Origin of the sequence: Leptospira haakeii, assembly GCF_002812045.1 — a bacterium.
Lineage (GTDB): Bacteria > Spirochaetota > Leptospiria > Leptospirales > Leptospiraceae > Leptospira_B > Leptospira_B haakeii.
In genome coordinates this window covers 508,245-523,717 of sequence record NZ_NPEG01000001.1, presented here as the reverse complement: position 1 = coordinate 523,717, position 15,473 = coordinate 508,245, and the positions used below count along the sequence as shown (strand labels likewise).

The window sequence follows — 15,473 nt, the reverse complement described above, 5'->3', positions numbered from 1 at the left end:
ATCGTCCTTATTATTCTGGGGGACAAAGTCCTGAGAAATTAGACCCGACCATGGTTTCTTTTTCTTTTTAAGTATTCAATCGATTCGTTTTTTTTATTTTTAGATTTGGAGAAGGTCCTAAAATTTAAGAATAATTCGTGTGGTCCTGGATCTGTTTTTAAACTCGGGATTGATATTATGGCGAATCCTAAACCCAGAAGTGAAAGACAAAAAGTCAAAAAATTCCTGCAGTACGTATTTGCGAGGATACTGGTAGGAACTCTTTCCATTTTCCCATATATTCTTAGAGGAAAGATCCTATTCCATATCATTCGGTTCTTGGCAAAAACGACAGGGGCCACTAAAAAAAGGATCGAAAGGCATATACGAACCGCTTTTCCTCAAACATCTGAATCTGAGATACAAAAGTATATTCTTCATAATCTTAGAAATTTATCTCATATGGCTAATGAGTTCTGTGAAGAACCCAGAATGAATAAAAAGTTTATAGATAAATGGGTGACCTTCTTACCGGATAAAGAAACTCATACTCGTTTATTTGGGAAGGGCGGGATCTTGGTTTTAGGCCATTTGGGGAACTGGGAAACTATGGGAGTTTCAATTTGTTACACTGCTCCTAAAAATGATCTATATGTATTCGCTAAAAGACAATCCAATCCTTGGTCCAACGCTTGGATCGAAAAGAACAGAGCTTCCCAAAGAATTAAATTAGTCTACACGGATGAAAGTCCAAGAAAGGCGCTGACTTTATTGAAACAAGGAAAGTTAGTCGCCTTTATATCGGATCAGGATGCAGGTACTACAGGCTCCTTCTTTCCTTTTTTAGGAAATATGGCTTCTACATTTTTAGGACCTGCAACATTTTCTAGAATGACTGATGTTCCCATCTTATTCTGCAGCAGTTGGTACGATGAAACCGGAAAATTATATTTTCATGTAGAAGAATTCGAAAGACCTGATCTGGACCCTCGAAAGGACCCGGAACTATGGGAGAGAGAATTCACTTACAAATGGGTAAAACGTTTAGAAGAAGAAGTGTATAAACATCCAGGTGATTATTTCTGGTTGCATAGACGTTGGCATACCAAACCTGAAAATAGAGAAGAACTAGACAAGTTCTGGAAAGAATTTAAATCTTCTTCCGAAAAATCTAAGGTTTGATCAGAAAGCTGTCGGCTTCAGAGAATTTCTTTTTAGTTCTGCAGTTTCCAGATTTTCTTTCGATGTTTGGTAAGGTAGACCTTGGGACGTAAATAATTCCACACAGACACCGCAATCTTTTACTAATTCTCTAAAATGGATCTTATTCTCTTCACTTACATCTGTCCAAAGATCTTTTAACTCTTTCGGATCTTTAGAAAGGTCAAATAGGCGTTCTTTAGAAGGATTAGAATTTAGATTCATTATATAATGATAATTTCCCTTAATATAGCTGATCCCAACCTTATACAAAGAGATTTCATTATTATTGGTGATGATGATTCTACGGTCTCCGTAAATATCTCTGAGTAAGGATTTACCTTCCAGATTTGTAGAATACCTTTTGATTGCAGGATTGTTCTCTAGATTTAAAATATCTATGAACGTTGGGATTAGATCTGTATTTGCAACAGGTCTATCCGTGTTTCTTCTGATCGCTTGTAGATTCACGGATTCTTTAAGAGAATTCGGAATATAAACCAACATAGGGATAGCAATTGTTTCCACATAGTTGCTGTCAATATGCCCTAGGTAATCATGCTCAAAAAGAGATTCCCCATGATCGGAAGTGAAAATCACCACAGTATTCTCTAAGAATCCTTCTTTTTTCAGGTAAGTGTAAACTTCTTCCAAAAGACTGTCCATGTGACGAACAGAATTATCGTACTGATCTGGAACTGAATCCACTGCGAAAAATTTGGATTCTTCCGGTACTATATAAGGGAAATGATTCGTATTGAAGTGTAAAACTCCCGCGAATCTTTTGCCTGAGGTCTTAAATCCAGTAAGATAACTTTTGAATTCTTTTACGGTTTCTCTATCATCGATCCCGATATCATTGAATACTTTTAGACCGCTTTTTTCTTTATCCCAAAGAAAATCAATCCCTGAGTTTTTGAAAAATCCTTCGAAGTTATTCCACTGCAAATTATGGCTAGTGATATAGAATGTAGAAAGTCCTGCAGATTTTCCATACTCCCAGAATAACGGATAAGTATGAGTCATCGGAACAGGTTGAGAAGGAGAAACACCGGTTAGTATACTCGGAAAAGAAAGAAGAGTAGAACTTGAATTTGAATACGCTTTTTTGAATAAGAAATACTGACTGCGATCCGCTGTTTGAGCAAATTTAGACATGAAAGGGGTAGTGTTTCTTTCGTAACCGTATACTCCTAAACTTCCTTTTCTCAAACTTTCCGTTATTACAAATAGAACATTGAATCCAGGATTGGAATTAATCTGAGGAAGCCTAGGTTTGTTCCTGGATTGTAATCCTGCGGAACCTAAACTATCTCCTGTTAGATGATTATATAGGTTTCTCCAAACGAATGCGATCGTGTTGGTATCTGAAACATATACTTGGTCATTAAATCTAGTATTATTATGTAAGAACCCGCTGATCGCTAAAAATACGATCACTACTCCGATTCTTACCGGAGTTTGGAATCTGTATTTTATAGGTTCTTTGATTGTAGTGAACCAGAGAGATATTCCTAATATACTAAAGGAAAGAAGTCCGAAAACTAAAGAGGATTTAGTAAATCCGCCTTCTACGATTGTCCAACTATTCAAAGGTTCATGAAATATAAAAGAGAACACGAAGAAGTTGGGCATGATCCCGGTATACGCATAGTATCCATAAGAACCTAGTAATGTTCCTGTATAAAAAGATAAGATCAGAAAGAATACGATATAGTATGCTATCTTAGATTTTTGCAGGTATAATATTCTCAGTAGAATGATCACTGCAGAATATAAAATCAGTGAATAAATGAATGAGAGAAAATAAAACATCCATTGTAAGGGTTTGAATGTTGGTAATATTTCATCTCTGACAATGATGTCTGAAATTAGTATTACTGCTGGCAGAACCCAAACGGAATAACGGGAGAATGTCTCTAGTATATTTTTTTTATTTATAGTTCCCATCTTTATCCAAAATTCCTAAGGATATGTAATCCGTCAATTACACCAAATATGTTATACTTTCTCAACGACTAAACAGAAAGTTATAAAAAATGAATATTAGACCGATGTTCAGTCGTGATTAAGATTGATTCTAATTCATTCTTCTAAGTTTTAAATTGAACAAATCCTATAAAAAGACAAGCGACTCAGTCTCAATCGAATACGAGGAGTTAGACGTGCTTTGTAAATCGATCGTTAAGTTTTTTGAAAGAGTATACAATGTCCGATTATAAGTTTTTGAATTTTGGAAATAAATTATTTCAAGATGCGATTGTAGCTGAATTGAATTCGTTAGGGATGGTCATAGTTTTTGCGACATAACTGAAAGTTGGATCCTCTATCATTTAAAATAGGCAGTAAATTCGGCAGAGATATAAGATTCTCGAAGTAAATCGGAGAATTTCTATATTCTTTAAAAATTCTCTATTCTGTACCGGCTTTGGTGGGATCCTTGTAATATAGCATCAACTATACTTTACAAATAGTCCAATATATAAAACTTTGGTACATTATATTGGTCAGCCTTAATTCGGGCACGTCCAATATAAAAAGGTTCGATTTCGATGAGTCCATCCGATCTGGAAGCAAAATTAAAAGGCCTGAGCTTAGAAGATTCTTTGGCGAAAATCTCCCAGGATTTTCCTGATCAGGCGGTGTTCTCCACAAGCTTTGGCTTAGAAGATCAGGTAATCACTCACGCAATCTATTCCCAAAATTTGGACATTCGTATCTTTACATTGGATACTGGCAGATTGTTCACTGAAACTTACGAACTTCATAAACGTACGAATGGAATGTATGGTAAACGAATCCAAACATTCTTCCCGGATGCACAAGCGGTAGAAGATCTGATCAATGAGAAGGGCCCCGATTCCTTCTACGATTCTATAGAAAATAGAAAAGAATGTTGTCATATTCGCAAAGTTATCCCTTTGAACAGAGCTTTAGAGGGAGCTAAAATTTGGATCACCGGAATTCGTAACGATCAATCCGGTTCCAGAGAAAATTTAACCAAAGTGGAGTTGGATACCGGAAGGGATATTTTGAAATTCCATCCTATCCTGGATTGGTCTTGGGAGAAAGTACAACAGTACGTCCAAGATAAACATATTCCGTACAATCCTCTCCATGATAAGGGATATCCCAGCATCGGATGCGCTCCTTGTACAAGAGCGGTCATGGCAGGCGAAGATTTTAGGGCCGGCCGTTGGTGGTGGGAAAATGAATCCACGAAAGAATGCGGATTGCATTGGGTGGATGGAAAACTGGTAAGAAAAAAAGGATCAGAAGTATGACGACTAGAACTCGATTGTCGCATCTCCAACAACTAGAGGCGGAATCCATTTATATACTTAGGGAAGTTGCCGCCCAATTTGAAAGACCTGCGCTTTTATTTTCAGGAGGAAAGGATTCAATCACTTTGGTGCATCTCGCACTAAAAGCTTTCCGTCCGGGAAAATTCCCATTTCCTTTAGTGCATATTGATACGGGCCATAACTTTCCGGAAGCATTACAATTTCGTGATGATCTTGCGAACCGTATCGGGGAAAAACTGATCGTTAGATACGTTCAGGATTCCATCGACCAAGGAAAAGCCGTAGAAGAAAAAGGGAAATTCCCAAGCAGGAATGCAATCCAAACAGTTACACTATTAGATACGATCGAAGAATTCAAATTTGATGCTTGTATAGGCGGAGCAAGAAGGGACGAAGAAAAGGCACGTGCTAAGGAAAGAGTGTTTTCCGTGCGTGACGAATTCGGAAGCTGGGATCCTAAACTGCAAAGACCGGAACTTTGGAATATTTATAACGGAAAGATCCATGTAGGGGAGAACGTAAGAGTCTTTCCTATCAGTAACTGGACCGAGCTGGATGTTTGGGAATATATTAAGTCCGAAAATATCCCGCTTCCTTCATTATATTTTTCTCATAGAAGACAAATCGTCTGGAGAGAGAATGTGGTATTCCCTGTTTCAGAATTCGTGACTTTGGATTCTTCCGACAAGGTAGAAGAGAAAACTGTACGATTTAGGACTGTGGGTGATATGACTTGCACTGCAGCAGTTGAATCTGAAGCAAATTCCTTAGATGATATTATTCGTGAGATCCAAACTTCTAGAACTACGGAAAGAGGATCCAGATTAGATGATAAACGTTCTGAAGCTGCAATGGAAGAACGTAAAAGAGGTGGTTACTTCTGATGGACTTATTACGTTTTATTACTGCGGGAAGTGTAGACGACGGGAAATCCACGTTGATCGGTCGTCTTTTGTACGATAGCAAATCCGTATTCCAAGACCAGTTAGAAGCTATAGAAAAAACAGGCCAAGTGAACGGTCAGATCAATTTGGCTCTTCTTACGGATGGGCTAAAAGCGGAGAGAGAGCAAGGGATCACGATCGACGTTGCTTATAAGTATTTCTCCACACCTAAAAGAAAGTTTATCATTGCGGATGCCCCGGGACATATCCAATACACTCGAAATATGGTAACCGGTGCTTCCAATTCCGAGCTTGCGATCATTTTGATCGATTCTCGTAAGGGAGTGATCGAACAAACTTACAGACATTCTTATATAGCTTCTCTATTAAAAATCCCTCATGTAGTTATCTGCGTGAATAAAATGGACTTAGTGGATTTTTCCAAAGAACGTTTTGAAGAGATTGTAGAAGATTATAAAAACTTCGCTTCTGATCTGGATTTTAAAGGGTTGGAATTCATACCGATTTCCGCTTTAAATGGAGACAATGTTGTAGATGCTTCTCCAAACATGACTTGGTGGAAAGGCAAAACTCTTCTGGGTTATCTAGAGGATCTGGAAATTGAGGTGGATGAGACCAAACATGAGCCTAGATTTCCGGTTCAATATGTGATCCGTCCTCAAACAGAAGAGCACCATGATTACAGGGGATATGCAGGCCAGGTCAGAAGTGGCGTTTTCAAAAAGGGAGACGATATAGTAGTTCTTCCTAGCGGATTACGTTCAAAGATCAAATCGATCAATACATATGAAAGCGAAGTAGAAGAGGCTTTTGCCCCAATGTCCGTTACTATCCTTTTGGAAGACGAAATCGATATTAGTCGCGGGGATATGATCGTAATTGATAAACACCAACCTACCGTTTCCCAAGATCTGGAAGCGGAACTTTGTTGGATGGATGCAAAGTCTTTGGTACCAGGAAATAAATATCTTTTAAGACAAACCACAGGTTCCGTAAAATCCGCAGTTAAGGAAATTTCCTTTAGGATTGATATCCAAACCCACGAAAAATTAGAATCTTCTCAGCTTGCTTTGAATGAGATCGGAAGGATCAAGATCAGAACCGCGAAACCTATCGCATTTGATGGTTATTCCGAAAATCGCGGAACGGGAAGTTTTGTTTTGGTGGATGAGGGTACGAACAATACCGTAGGTGCCGGAATGATCGTAGGAGCTTACTGATCTAATTTGATGAATACCGAAGTGGGAAAAGTATATTTGGTGGGTGCAGGTCCCGGAAACCCGGAACTAATGACTTTAAAAGCCCTGAGAATATTAGAAAAAGCGGAAGTAATTCTGTACGACGCTTTATTAGATTCTTCCTTTTTGGAATTTTTTCCTTCTTCTTCGATCGTTCATTATGTGGGTAAAAGGGCAGGACAACATTCCGCAACCCAAGAAGAGATCCAAGATCTGATCGTTCGATATTCTCTACAAGGTAAAACCGTAGTACGTTTGAAAGGAGGAGATCCTTTCGTATTCGGTAGAGGTGGAGAAGAATTACTCACTTTAAGAAAACATAAAATTCCATATGAAATCATTCCTGGAGTAAGCGCATTAAGTGCCGGGTCTTCAGGTGCAGGTTTTCCTTTAACTCATAGAGGATTGTCCAGACAAGTCCTGATCATGGATGGTCACACTGTCTTACAAGAAGATACTGATTGGAAATGGTTCGCTGAGTTTAAGGGAACAATCGCTCTATTTATGGGAACTTCTTCCATTGTGCAGATCTCTAAAAATTTGATCGATAACGGAGCTTCTTCTCTTGTTCCGGTGGCTCTCGTGGAGAATGCGAGTTTAAAAAATCAGAAGACGACTATAACTAGCCTGGGCAGAATTATAGAAGAAGGTTTATCCAAACAAAGTTCCGGACCTGGGATTATTTATATAGGGCCTGTTGTACATCTGATCGGCGAAAACCCTGAACTAGACTTTCAAGGATTCGCTTCTCAAGGAGAAGGAGTATGAACCAACTTCTTCCAGTTTTTATAAAATTAGAAAATAAAAAAGTGTTAGTAGTAGGCGGGGGAAATGTCGCCCTCGAAAAATTACAACATCTGAAAGATACCGGCTGCGCACTCACAGTTATTTCTAAAGAGTTTAAATCTGAAACTGTTCGTTTGCTTTCGTCCATTAAAGATGCAAAGATAGAAACGAGAGAAGTTCAGATTTCCGATTTAAATGGTTTTGATTTGGTGTATTCTGCTACTAACGATAGGCAGACAAATCGTGATTTGGTTGAATATGCTAAACAAAAAAAGATTTGGATCAATTGTGCGGATGATCCTTCTCTTTGTGATTTTTATTCATCCGCATATTTTGATAGGGGGCCGATCCGTGTGGCGGTTTCCACTCAAGGAGGGTTCGCTGGACTTGCAGGAACCATCCGCACCATTCTAGAAGAAATCCTCCCTAAGGATCATGATCCGGAATTAGAAAATTTATTAGAAATCCGTAATTTAAGTAAGAGTAAACTGGGAGATCCTGAAAAAAGAAAAGCGGCTCTCAAATTTCTTCTTGGAGAGTTCAAAGAAAAATATCTCTCCACAGATGCGAAATCATAGGAAAGCTATAATCCAAAAGGACGAATACGATCGATGTCAGAACAAAAAGAACTTAGCGAAGTCGAGCATATAAAAACCGCCTCTAGGGGACTAAGAGGAAAAATCGGTACTGCTATCGAAACGGGTGCAGATGGATTCGAGGAAGATGATAAACAATTGATCAAATTCCACGGAATGTACCAGCAAAAGGACAGGGATCGTAGAAAAGACGATGCTGGCGAATTTATAGAGAACCCAACTTCTTTTATGATCCGAGGAAGGATTCCGGGTGGAAGACTTACTTCTGACCAATATATGGTTTGGGATGACCTGGCAGATAAATTTGGTGGTGGTGCATTACGTTTAACTACTAGACAATCCATCCAAATGCATACGATCCTTCTTAAGGATCTGAAACCGATCATGCAAGCAGTCCATAAGGTAAATCTTTCCACTATGGGAGCATGCGGTGATGTTGTGCGTAACGTGACTCAAGCCTTGAACCCTTGGGGAAATAAAGAGCTTACTCAGTTGGATCCGATCGCTCAATTATTATCCGATCATTTTAAATACAAGAGTAACGCATACGCAGAACTATGGCTAGGTGAGAACCAACTCAATAAAGAGGATGAGCCAGATCCAATTTACGGAACTACTTATCTTCCTAGAAAGTTCAAGATAGCGGTTACTCTTGCAGGAAATAACTCAGTAGATCTTTATACAAATGATATGGGATTCGCAGCTACTTTAGATGCGAATGGTAAGATAGACGGTTATTTCGCTTTTGCTGGTGGCGGACTCGGAATGACTCATAATAAAGCTGAGACTTATCCTAGAGCCGCTGATTTGCTCGGTTGGATCCCTGAAAAGGATCTGATTCCAGTTGCAGAAGGTATAGTAACTTCTCATAGAGATTTCGGAGATCGTACTAATCGTAAACATGCTCGTTTGAAATATGTTTTAGCGGAGAAGGGTGTAGAATGGTTCCGCTCAGAGGTAGAACGTAGATCTGGTGCAAAATTCGATATTGATCGTAAACTTCCGAAATGGGAAACTCCAAACTATCTTGGCTGGACAGAAAGAGCAGACGGAACTCTTGCATTAGGATTTCACACTCTTTCCGGAAGGATCAAAGATTTCCCTGAAAAGCCGTTAAAGACCGCTTTAAAAGATATCATTTCTGGTTTTAACCTGAACGTGCAGGTAACTGCGGATCAGGACTTAGTTTTGATGGGAATTAAAAAAGAAGATAAAGAGAAGTTAGAAGCTAAATTAAAAGAATATAATATTAATCCTGCTTCTCCTAAACCTTTATATGATCGTGCACTTGCTTGTCCTGCACTTCCTACTTGTGGATTAGCATTAACAGAATCCGAAAGGACTTTCCCTCAACTATTGGAATCCATCCAAAAAGTGATCGATAAACTAGATCTGAACGATAGAGCTCCTATCGTGAGAATGACTGGATGTCCTAACGGTTGTGCAAGACCTTATTCTGCGGAAATTGGTATCGTTGGTCAACAAGCAGGTGGAAAATATTCCTTATTCTTTGGAGGAAATCCGGAAGGAACTAAAGTGGGCGACTATGTTGCTAAGAAGGTTCCATTCGCAGACATTGCTGTCCAACTGGAGAAAGCTTTCGAAGTTTGGAAAAAAGAAGGAAATCCGGACGAAAGGTTCGGAGACTTTGCTGCTCGATATTCCTTAGATAAGTTCAGGGAATTATTGGGAGCAATGTAATTCCCGTCTTTTCAAAAGCGCTCCAATCGGGGCGCTTTTTTGTTTAGAAAAACATTTCTAAAGTTTCAAACTTCCACTTCCATACTTTTTGAGTGGAAAATCCTGCAAGTAAAACTCCCGATCCATATTGCAAAGCAGAAGTAATCGATCCCAATTTATCCGAAGTATTATCGATTAAAGAAAGACTAATATCTCCTTCTTCATTCATGGAAAGGATATAAGCTAATTCTCCTTCTAAAGGTTTAAAGAAGAATGGCAGTGATGCGATTGCCTTTTTTAAAAGTGGAAAGTTTTGTATCTTATCGATCGCTATATGTCTCGGAGAAGATAGAGCGATCCAAAAGTTTCTCTGAGAATCGGAGCTGATCAACGCAGGGCTTCCAGGAAGATGTGTGATAAAGAACTGATCTTTACCGGCCTTCTTCCCTTTTAGCCAAAAACGAGAAACACGATGCCTATACTTTTCTCCAAAAACCAAAAAGTCTTCAGAAGAAGATAAACTGATCCCGGTTGGTTGGTATAGATCTTCTAAAACTGTTTTTACTTCTTGGGTCCTTGGATTATAAGAAAGAATTCTACCGTTCGGTTTGGATTCTAATTCTTCCAAATAGGAATCTTCGTAAGAAAACTTTCTACTAACTTCCGTAAAATAAACGGTTCCATCGGATGCGATATCCAAGCCGTACAGATTTGTTAACGGGTTTCCTTCTGAATCTTCTCTGAGTAGAACATTCTCATTTCCTTTAGAATCATAAAATGCGAGTCCTAGTCCTGAAACACAGGCGACTAAATTTTCTTTTCCATCGAAAGCGATTCCCAATACTCTCCCGGAAGTTTTGGCAAATAATTCCGTTTGTCCATCGGTCTTGATCTTATAAATATTTCCATCTGAAGAACCTGTATAAATGGATCCCCTCGAATCAATTGCAAGACCGAAAGGTTTTTCTATAGGTGATTTTTCGTTTACTACATTAGATATAAATAATATATCTCTTTCTTCTTGGCGAATAATATCATCCGGATCATGTTCTGTAGGGTCGGTTTTGGTCCAACCGAATAGAATAAAGCTCCCGAAAATTAGGAATAGAAAAATGGAAGGAATAAGTATCCTAATACCTGGATTAGAAAGAGATCGGAACATCAGACATGACCCTTAAAAATGGGCCTCTGTCTCAAACTATTTCTCAATACTTCAAAATGTAAATGAAATCCGGTGGCTCTTCCGCTCATTCCGACTTCTCCGATCAATTGTCCTTTTTTGACCCTTGTACCCGGAGAGACCAATAATTTACTTAAATGTCCATACTTGGTTTCGTAACCCAATCCATGTTTTAGAACGATCAGGCTTCCGTATCCACCTCTTGTTCCTGAAAAAGAAACCTCCCCATCTGCAGATGCATATACAGGAGTTCCTTCTTCTGCAGCTAGATCGATTCCGCCATGAAATGTGTCCTTTTTAGTGAAAGGGTCTCTTCTTCTTCCGAACTTGGAACTTAGTCTTCCTTCTTCCGCTAATGGATCTGAGAATACTAATCCATAAAAAAAGTTTTTCTCTTCTTTAGGTAATCCTCTTCCTGGAACGAACCAGGATTTTCTGAGGTCATCATAGTATAAGAATTTGGGAGAGATCCGAAAACGGGCCGCGACTTTTTTGCGCGAGGATTCGTCCGGAGAATGTTCTTCCGAGTCGTAAACTCCTCTCATGTTCGGGATTAAAAGTTCCATCCCAGGAAATATGTCTTGGGGAGAAGCTAATTCGTTCACTGAAGAAAGAGTGTCCAAGTCCATTCCGGTCCTGGCCATGATCTTAAAAAAAGTATCCTTGGCTCCAACTTTGTAGACTAGGAATCTAAGATGGACCAGATCTTTTTGGTCCAAGTTGGAAACTGAAATTTGAAGGTTATATTTTATTTCTTCTCTGACTCGGATGATCTTAGTATCCGAATATTCTAAACTTTTTAAGGGAAGACGATCGTAGACCGCTTGGACCTCGCTCAGAGAGATTAGTGTGAGTGCAGATAACAAAATTATGAGATGTCTTTTGAAGGAAGGCATATCTTTTCTATAGTCGGCAGATTATAAAAAAACAATGACGCAAAAAATCCCTCATAAATGATTGGAAGGGCCCTTTGGAATGGATTTAGAAAAGGAAGATCAAAAACTTGCACCCGGCAGAGACGTTTTGCTTATGGGTCTGATCCAGGTTTTCGTACTGTTCATCGGTATGTATTCCTATATGAGGGTAACCCGCTTCCAAGTGGAGAGCACCTTATCTCTCAAAACTCCTAAACAAAACTTCGTTAAAACAAAAGAAGTAGTAAACACGGTATCTTCCGAAGTGGCTTGGAATGAACCTGCCTCTGCCGAAAAAGCTATTCGAGAATACACAGAGTTTGTAGTTACTAAACGCCCTTGGTTATTGTCCTTGGACAGGATCATCTGGGGATTATGCTTTTTAGTACCTTCTTACTTTTTTATCCGAAAGATCGCAAGGATAGAAACTGCAGAATTCACCGATTCGGCAAATGGAAGAGATATACTTGCGGGTATTGCAACTGGATTTGCCACATTCTGTTTTGTGAATGTAGCAAGTAGTTTGATCTTTTTTATCATAGGCAAACCTCAATCCAATTATTTAGAGATCATTCTCACTAAAAACCTTTACATGAATTGGAAGCTATTAGGATGGACCGTGCTTGCGATCGCTTTCGGGGCCGGGATTTTTGAAGAATTTTTCTTTAGAGGATTTTTATTAAAATACTTTGAGGAAAAAAACATAGGTTCCATCGGACTTATCATTACTTCCGTCATATTCGGAGTGGTACATTTTAATGGAGGATCTTACGTGGCTCCGATCCTTCTTATATTTGTGGGACTTTCATTCGGAATTTCTTATTTAAAAACCGGTAATATATGGGTGCCTGTGACTGCACATATCACTTATAATGCATCCATGCTTTTGGCCGGATTTCTGCTCGGGGATCGGATCTCTTAATGAACATGCAAAAAAGATTTAAACATAAAATCCTAAAGACCTTATTTCTATTTTTCTTTTTGTCTTCTATCTCTTCTACATACGCTGGAGAAGTTTTCGAATTAGAAGGTGATCCAGGGGAAAACGATACAAGGCTTCTATCCGCATTGAATCGACTGACTTATGATAGAGTATTATCTAATCAAAACACGAAAGGTTTTGCATTTAGATATACTTCAAAATGGTATTCTCCCTTGCAGCTGGATGTATTCGTTTTAGGGCTAGCAAAAAGAGAGAAGATGAGTTTAATCCGAATTGAATCTTCTAAAAAGGGGACCGAAAGAATTTTTAGAAATTTTCTACAAGAAGAACTTACTAAAAAAGAATTAACGGGAGGACTTACGAATTATACCGATGTTTCGGAAGACGCAAAGTTCGAACCTTATCGTAAGAGTTATTTTTGGAGTGAGTCCTTGGCGATAGTCCATCCTGCTGCCTCTGTTTTTTATAATTCTTATAAATCTCCGGTCTATGGGGGTTCAGATAGACTCAAAAGTATGTTCGGCTATATCGGATTAGATCTTTTACTTGCAGGTATCGGATATTATTATGCGACCACTACGATGGAAAAGAATAGTGCTCTTGAATCTTATTTCCTTAAGCCTACTGCTTCTGGAAACGTAATGGATTCGCCAGGAGCACCTGTGTTTATAGGTTTATTAATCCTTCCTAGATTATATAGAATGATCGGCGGTTGGCAGGATACTTATACCCACAATCGGATCATGGAAATTTCGGTTTCCAAATCATTTTAAAGATCCTTTATGTTCGGAAATATCTACGCTGAATTCCGGCAAAGGCCAATCTCATCTTATTTCACAATTAAGGGCAGAAGGTCCTTATATTTATATTGTGTTCTGACAGGGATCGTTTCCGGCTTAGGAGCCCTGCTATTTTCTAGGGCGCTTGCCTGGGCGGAATACATTTCTTTAGAATCTATATCAGGTTTACATAATACACATTCAGGTGGAGAGTATTTTGTTTCTCTCGAGCCGATCACGTATATCTTTTTAGGAAGATGGGCACTTCTGGTTCTTCCCATTTTGGGAGGTTTGATCGCAGGTTTAGTTATCTGGAAATTTTCTCCTGATTCAGCCGGCACTGGAACAGATTCGCTGATCGATTCTTTTCATAATAAAGAAGGTAAAGTAGATCCTAAGGTCCCTTTAATCAAGTCAGTCGCGACTATATTCACATTATCTTCCGGAGGAAGCGGAGGTAAAGAAGGTCCTATCTCTCTAATTGGTGCAGGATTCGGTTCCTTGGTCGCAAACTTGACTAAGGCAGGAGCAAGAGCAAGACGCACCTTATTACTCGCGGGAACTGCAGGTGGGCTTGGTGCAATCTTTCATGCTCCTTTAGGAGGTGCGTTAACTTCCGTTGAGATGGTATACAGGGAAGATATAGAAAGTGATACATTGGTTCCATGTATCATTTCTTCCGTGACAGCATTCTTAACATATTCTTCTTTTAATGGGTTCGGTTCCGTGTATAAGGTTCCTGAGATAGGATTTATAGAGTATAAGGAACTTATCTTTTATTTGTTTTTAGGGATTGTTTGTTATTTGAACGGAGCCTTTTTAATTAAGGTATTTCAATTCATACAAGAATGGTCTAAGTCTTTGAAACTTCCAATGTGGCTAAAACCTGCATTAGGTGGAATCCCTGTAGGTATCATCGGTTATTTTCTGCCGGAAGTACTCGGGACTGGAGCAGGCGTTTTACAAGATGTATTGGAAGGCAGTTTTCAATTTCCAAATTACACTTCTTATCTAACTCAGGATTTGCAGATCATAATCTTCTTCCTACTACTCGCTTTTTTAAAAATTATTACTACTTCATTTACGATCGGTAGTGGTGGATCTGCCGGAATGTTCGGTCCTTCTTTATTTATAGGCGGGATGTTAGGAGGAGCTCTTGGAACATTTGCAAAATTAGTCTTGGGCTACCAAGTATCTGTCGCTTCTTTCGTGCTTGTGGGGATGGGGGCATTTTATGCGGGAATAGCGAGTGCTCCAATTGCTGGAATGGTGATGATCTGCGAGATAATAGGGAGTTATTCTCTTCTTCCACCTTTGATGATTGTTTCGATCACCACTTTTGTCCTTTCTCATAAATTGAATTTGTATAAAAGCCAGAAGAACACTCGCTTCCAATCTCCAGCTCATGACTGGGATATGAATCGTGATTTATTAGAAGGTATCCTCATCCAAGATATCCGGGGCAAACTTAGAAATATTGCAGAGGTTAAAACTTCTACCCTCCTTTCTCAGTTGGAAGAAGAAGCGTTGAAGATCAATGCAAGCGACTATATCGTTCTGGAAGAAAATGGAAACTACTTCGGAATGATTTCCTTACGTACAAGCCGCTTATTTTTAGAAGGCAGGGATCTCACTCAGAATCTGATCCTTGTGAAAGATGTGACTGACACATCAATTCTGCCGATTTCCGTTCGAACAAACCTAGCAACTGCATTTAAAACTCTCTTGGATATGGGGATGGATAAGATTCCTGTGGGAGAGAATGGAAAATATTTGGGTTATTTACGTTACGCTGACATTATTTCGATATATTTTGAAAAGACTCGGTCCACTAAGCCGGTTTCAGGCGCTTAAATTGGATTTTTGGTCCTTCTTTAAAACCTAAAAATATATGTAGCGTTCATTCTTTTACAATAATCAATATTTATCTTCTTTTTTTGGCTATTTTTACTATTTTATGGATAAAAA

General features: G+C 39.0%; 13 protein-coding genes. 10 read left to right on the top strand and 3 right to left on the bottom strand.

Features of this window, described 5'->3' with window-relative positions; all coding sequences use genetic code 11:
- Positions 1–177: 177 nt before the first annotated feature.
- Positions 178–1,161, top strand: coding sequence for a lysophospholipid acyltransferase family protein (locus tag CH377_RS02545; protein WP_100722257.1), 984 nt, complete (start codon positions 178–180; stop codon positions 1,159–1,161).
- Here the strand turns inward: CH377_RS02545 and CH377_RS02540 are convergent, their stop codons facing one another.
- Positions 1,162–3,129 (bottom strand): phosphoethanolamine transferase, encoded by a 1,968-nt coding sequence (locus CH377_RS02540; protein WP_100722256.1) that lies wholly within the window; start codon positions 3,127–3,129, stop codon positions 1,162–1,164.
- A 602-nt stretch (positions 3,130–3,731) separates the two neighbouring features.
- Between CH377_RS02540 and CH377_RS02535 the strand changes: the two genes are divergently transcribed.
- From CH377_RS02535 to CH377_RS02510, 6 genes are read left to right on the top strand one after another with little or no spacing between them, the layout of a single operon-like run.
- The gene (locus CH377_RS02535) at positions 3,732–4,463 is read left to right on the top strand and encodes a phosphoadenylyl-sulfate reductase (protein WP_100722255.1); all 732 of its coding nucleotides are present in this window, start codon (positions 3,732–3,734) and stop codon (positions 4,461–4,463) included.
- Complete coding sequence (gene cysD, locus CH377_RS02530) at positions 4,460–5,368, top strand: sulfate adenylyltransferase subunit CysD (protein ID WP_100704992.1); 909 nt, start codon at positions 4,460–4,462, stop codon at positions 5,366–5,368. Before CH377_RS02535 ends, cysD begins: the two co-directional genes overlap by 4 nt.
- Positions 5,368–6,609 carry a sulfate adenylyltransferase subunit 1 gene (locus tag CH377_RS02525; RefSeq protein ID WP_100722254.1) on the top strand — a complete coding sequence of 414 codons (1,242 nt, stop codon included), beginning with the start codon at positions 5,368–5,370 and terminating at the stop codon, positions 6,607–6,609. Before cysD ends, CH377_RS02525 begins: the two co-directional genes overlap by 1 nt.
- Before the next feature lie 9 nt (positions 6,610–6,618).
- A complete protein-coding gene (gene cobA, locus CH377_RS02520) occupies positions 6,619–7,395 on the top strand; it encodes a uroporphyrinogen-III C-methyltransferase (RefSeq protein WP_100722253.1) in 777 nt (258 codons plus the stop codon).
- Positions 7,392–7,991, top strand: a complete 600-nt coding sequence (locus tag CH377_RS02515) for a precorrin-2 dehydrogenase/sirohydrochlorin ferrochelatase family protein (RefSeq protein ID WP_100722252.1) — start codon at positions 7,392–7,394, stop codon at positions 7,989–7,991. Before cobA ends, CH377_RS02515 begins: the two co-directional genes overlap by 4 nt.
- Positions 7,992–8,024: 33 nt before the next feature.
- A complete protein-coding gene (locus CH377_RS02510; protein ID WP_100722251.1) occupies positions 8,025–9,710 on the top strand; it encodes an NADPH-dependent assimilatory sulfite reductase hemoprotein subunit in 1,686 nt (561 codons plus the stop codon).
- Between the two features lie 43 nt (positions 9,711–9,753).
- Here the strand turns inward: CH377_RS02510 and CH377_RS02505 are convergent, their stop codons facing one another.
- Together CH377_RS02505 and CH377_RS02500 are read right to left on the bottom strand one after the other, a co-directional pair.
- Positions 9,754–10,851 carry an SMP-30/gluconolactonase/LRE family protein gene (locus CH377_RS02505; protein ID WP_243401936.1) on the bottom strand — a complete coding sequence of 366 codons (1,098 nt, stop codon included), beginning with the start codon at positions 10,849–10,851 and terminating at the stop codon, positions 9,754–9,756.
- Complete coding sequence (locus CH377_RS02500) at positions 10,851–11,765, bottom strand: M23 family metallopeptidase (RefSeq protein ID WP_100722249.1); 915 nt, start codon at positions 11,763–11,765, stop codon at positions 10,851–10,853. The genes CH377_RS02505 and CH377_RS02500 overlap by 1 nt, the downstream gene beginning before the upstream one ends.
- Before the next feature lie 79 nt (positions 11,766–11,844).
- Between CH377_RS02500 and CH377_RS02495 the strand changes: the two genes are divergently transcribed.
- The 3 genes from CH377_RS02495 to CH377_RS02485 are packed head-to-tail and all read left to right on the top strand — an operon-like array spanning position 11,845 to position 15,359.
- Positions 11,845–12,705, top strand: a complete 861-nt coding sequence (locus CH377_RS02495; RefSeq protein ID WP_100722248.1) for a CPBP family intramembrane glutamic endopeptidase — start codon at positions 11,845–11,847, stop codon at positions 12,703–12,705.
- A complete protein-coding gene (locus CH377_RS02490) occupies positions 12,705–13,499 on the top strand; it encodes a hypothetical protein (RefSeq protein WP_100722247.1) in 795 nt (264 codons plus the stop codon). Before CH377_RS02495 ends, CH377_RS02490 begins: the two co-directional genes overlap by 1 nt.
- A 9-nt stretch (positions 13,500–13,508) precedes the next feature.
- Positions 13,509–15,359 carry a chloride channel protein gene (locus tag CH377_RS02485; protein WP_100722246.1) on the top strand — a complete coding sequence of 617 codons (1,851 nt, stop codon included), beginning with the start codon at positions 13,509–13,511 and terminating at the stop codon, positions 15,357–15,359.
- The last annotated feature ends 114 nt before the right edge of the window (positions 15,360–15,473 follow it).

What these genes read in the sequence shown, in the direction of transcription:
- CH377_RS02545 (WP_100722257.1), top strand. Translation starts at nt 178, where the DNA reads ATGGCGAATCCTAAACCCAGAAGTGAAAGACAAAAAGTCAAAAAATTC.
- CH377_RS02540 (WP_100722256.1), bottom strand. Translation starts at nt 3,129, where the DNA reads ATGGGAACTATAAATAAAAAAAATATACTAGAGACATTCTCCCGTTAT.
- CH377_RS02535 (WP_100722255.1), top strand. Translation starts at nt 3,732, where the DNA reads ATGAGTCCATCCGATCTGGAAGCAAAATTAAAAGGCCTGAGCTTAGAA.
- cysD (WP_100704992.1), top strand. Translation starts at nt 4,460, where the DNA reads ATGACGACTAGAACTCGATTGTCGCATCTCCAACAACTAGAGGCGGAA.
- CH377_RS02525 (WP_100722254.1), top strand. Translation starts at nt 5,368, where the DNA reads ATGGACTTATTACGTTTTATTACTGCGGGAAGTGTAGACGACGGGAAA.
- cobA (WP_100722253.1), top strand. Translation starts at nt 6,619, where the DNA reads ATGAATACCGAAGTGGGAAAAGTATATTTGGTGGGTGCAGGTCCCGGA.
- CH377_RS02515 (WP_100722252.1), top strand. Translation starts at nt 7,392, where the DNA reads ATGAACCAACTTCTTCCAGTTTTTATAAAATTAGAAAATAAAAAAGTG.
- CH377_RS02510 (WP_100722251.1), top strand. Translation starts at nt 8,025, where the DNA reads ATGTCAGAACAAAAAGAACTTAGCGAAGTCGAGCATATAAAAACCGCC.
- CH377_RS02505 (WP_243401936.1), bottom strand. Translation starts at nt 10,851, where the DNA reads ATGTTCCGATCTCTTTCTAATCCAGGTATTAGGATACTTATTCCTTCC.
- CH377_RS02500 (WP_100722249.1), bottom strand. Translation starts at nt 11,765, where the DNA reads ATGCCTTCCTTCAAAAGACATCTCATAATTTTGTTATCTGCACTCACA.
- CH377_RS02495 (WP_100722248.1), top strand. Translation starts at nt 11,845, where the DNA reads ATGGATTTAGAAAAGGAAGATCAAAAACTTGCACCCGGCAGAGACGTT.
- CH377_RS02490 (WP_100722247.1), top strand. Translation starts at nt 12,705, where the DNA reads ATGAACATGCAAAAAAGATTTAAACATAAAATCCTAAAGACCTTATTT.
- CH377_RS02485 (WP_100722246.1), top strand. Translation starts at nt 13,509, where the DNA reads ATGTTCGGAAATATCTACGCTGAATTCCGGCAAAGGCCAATCTCATCT.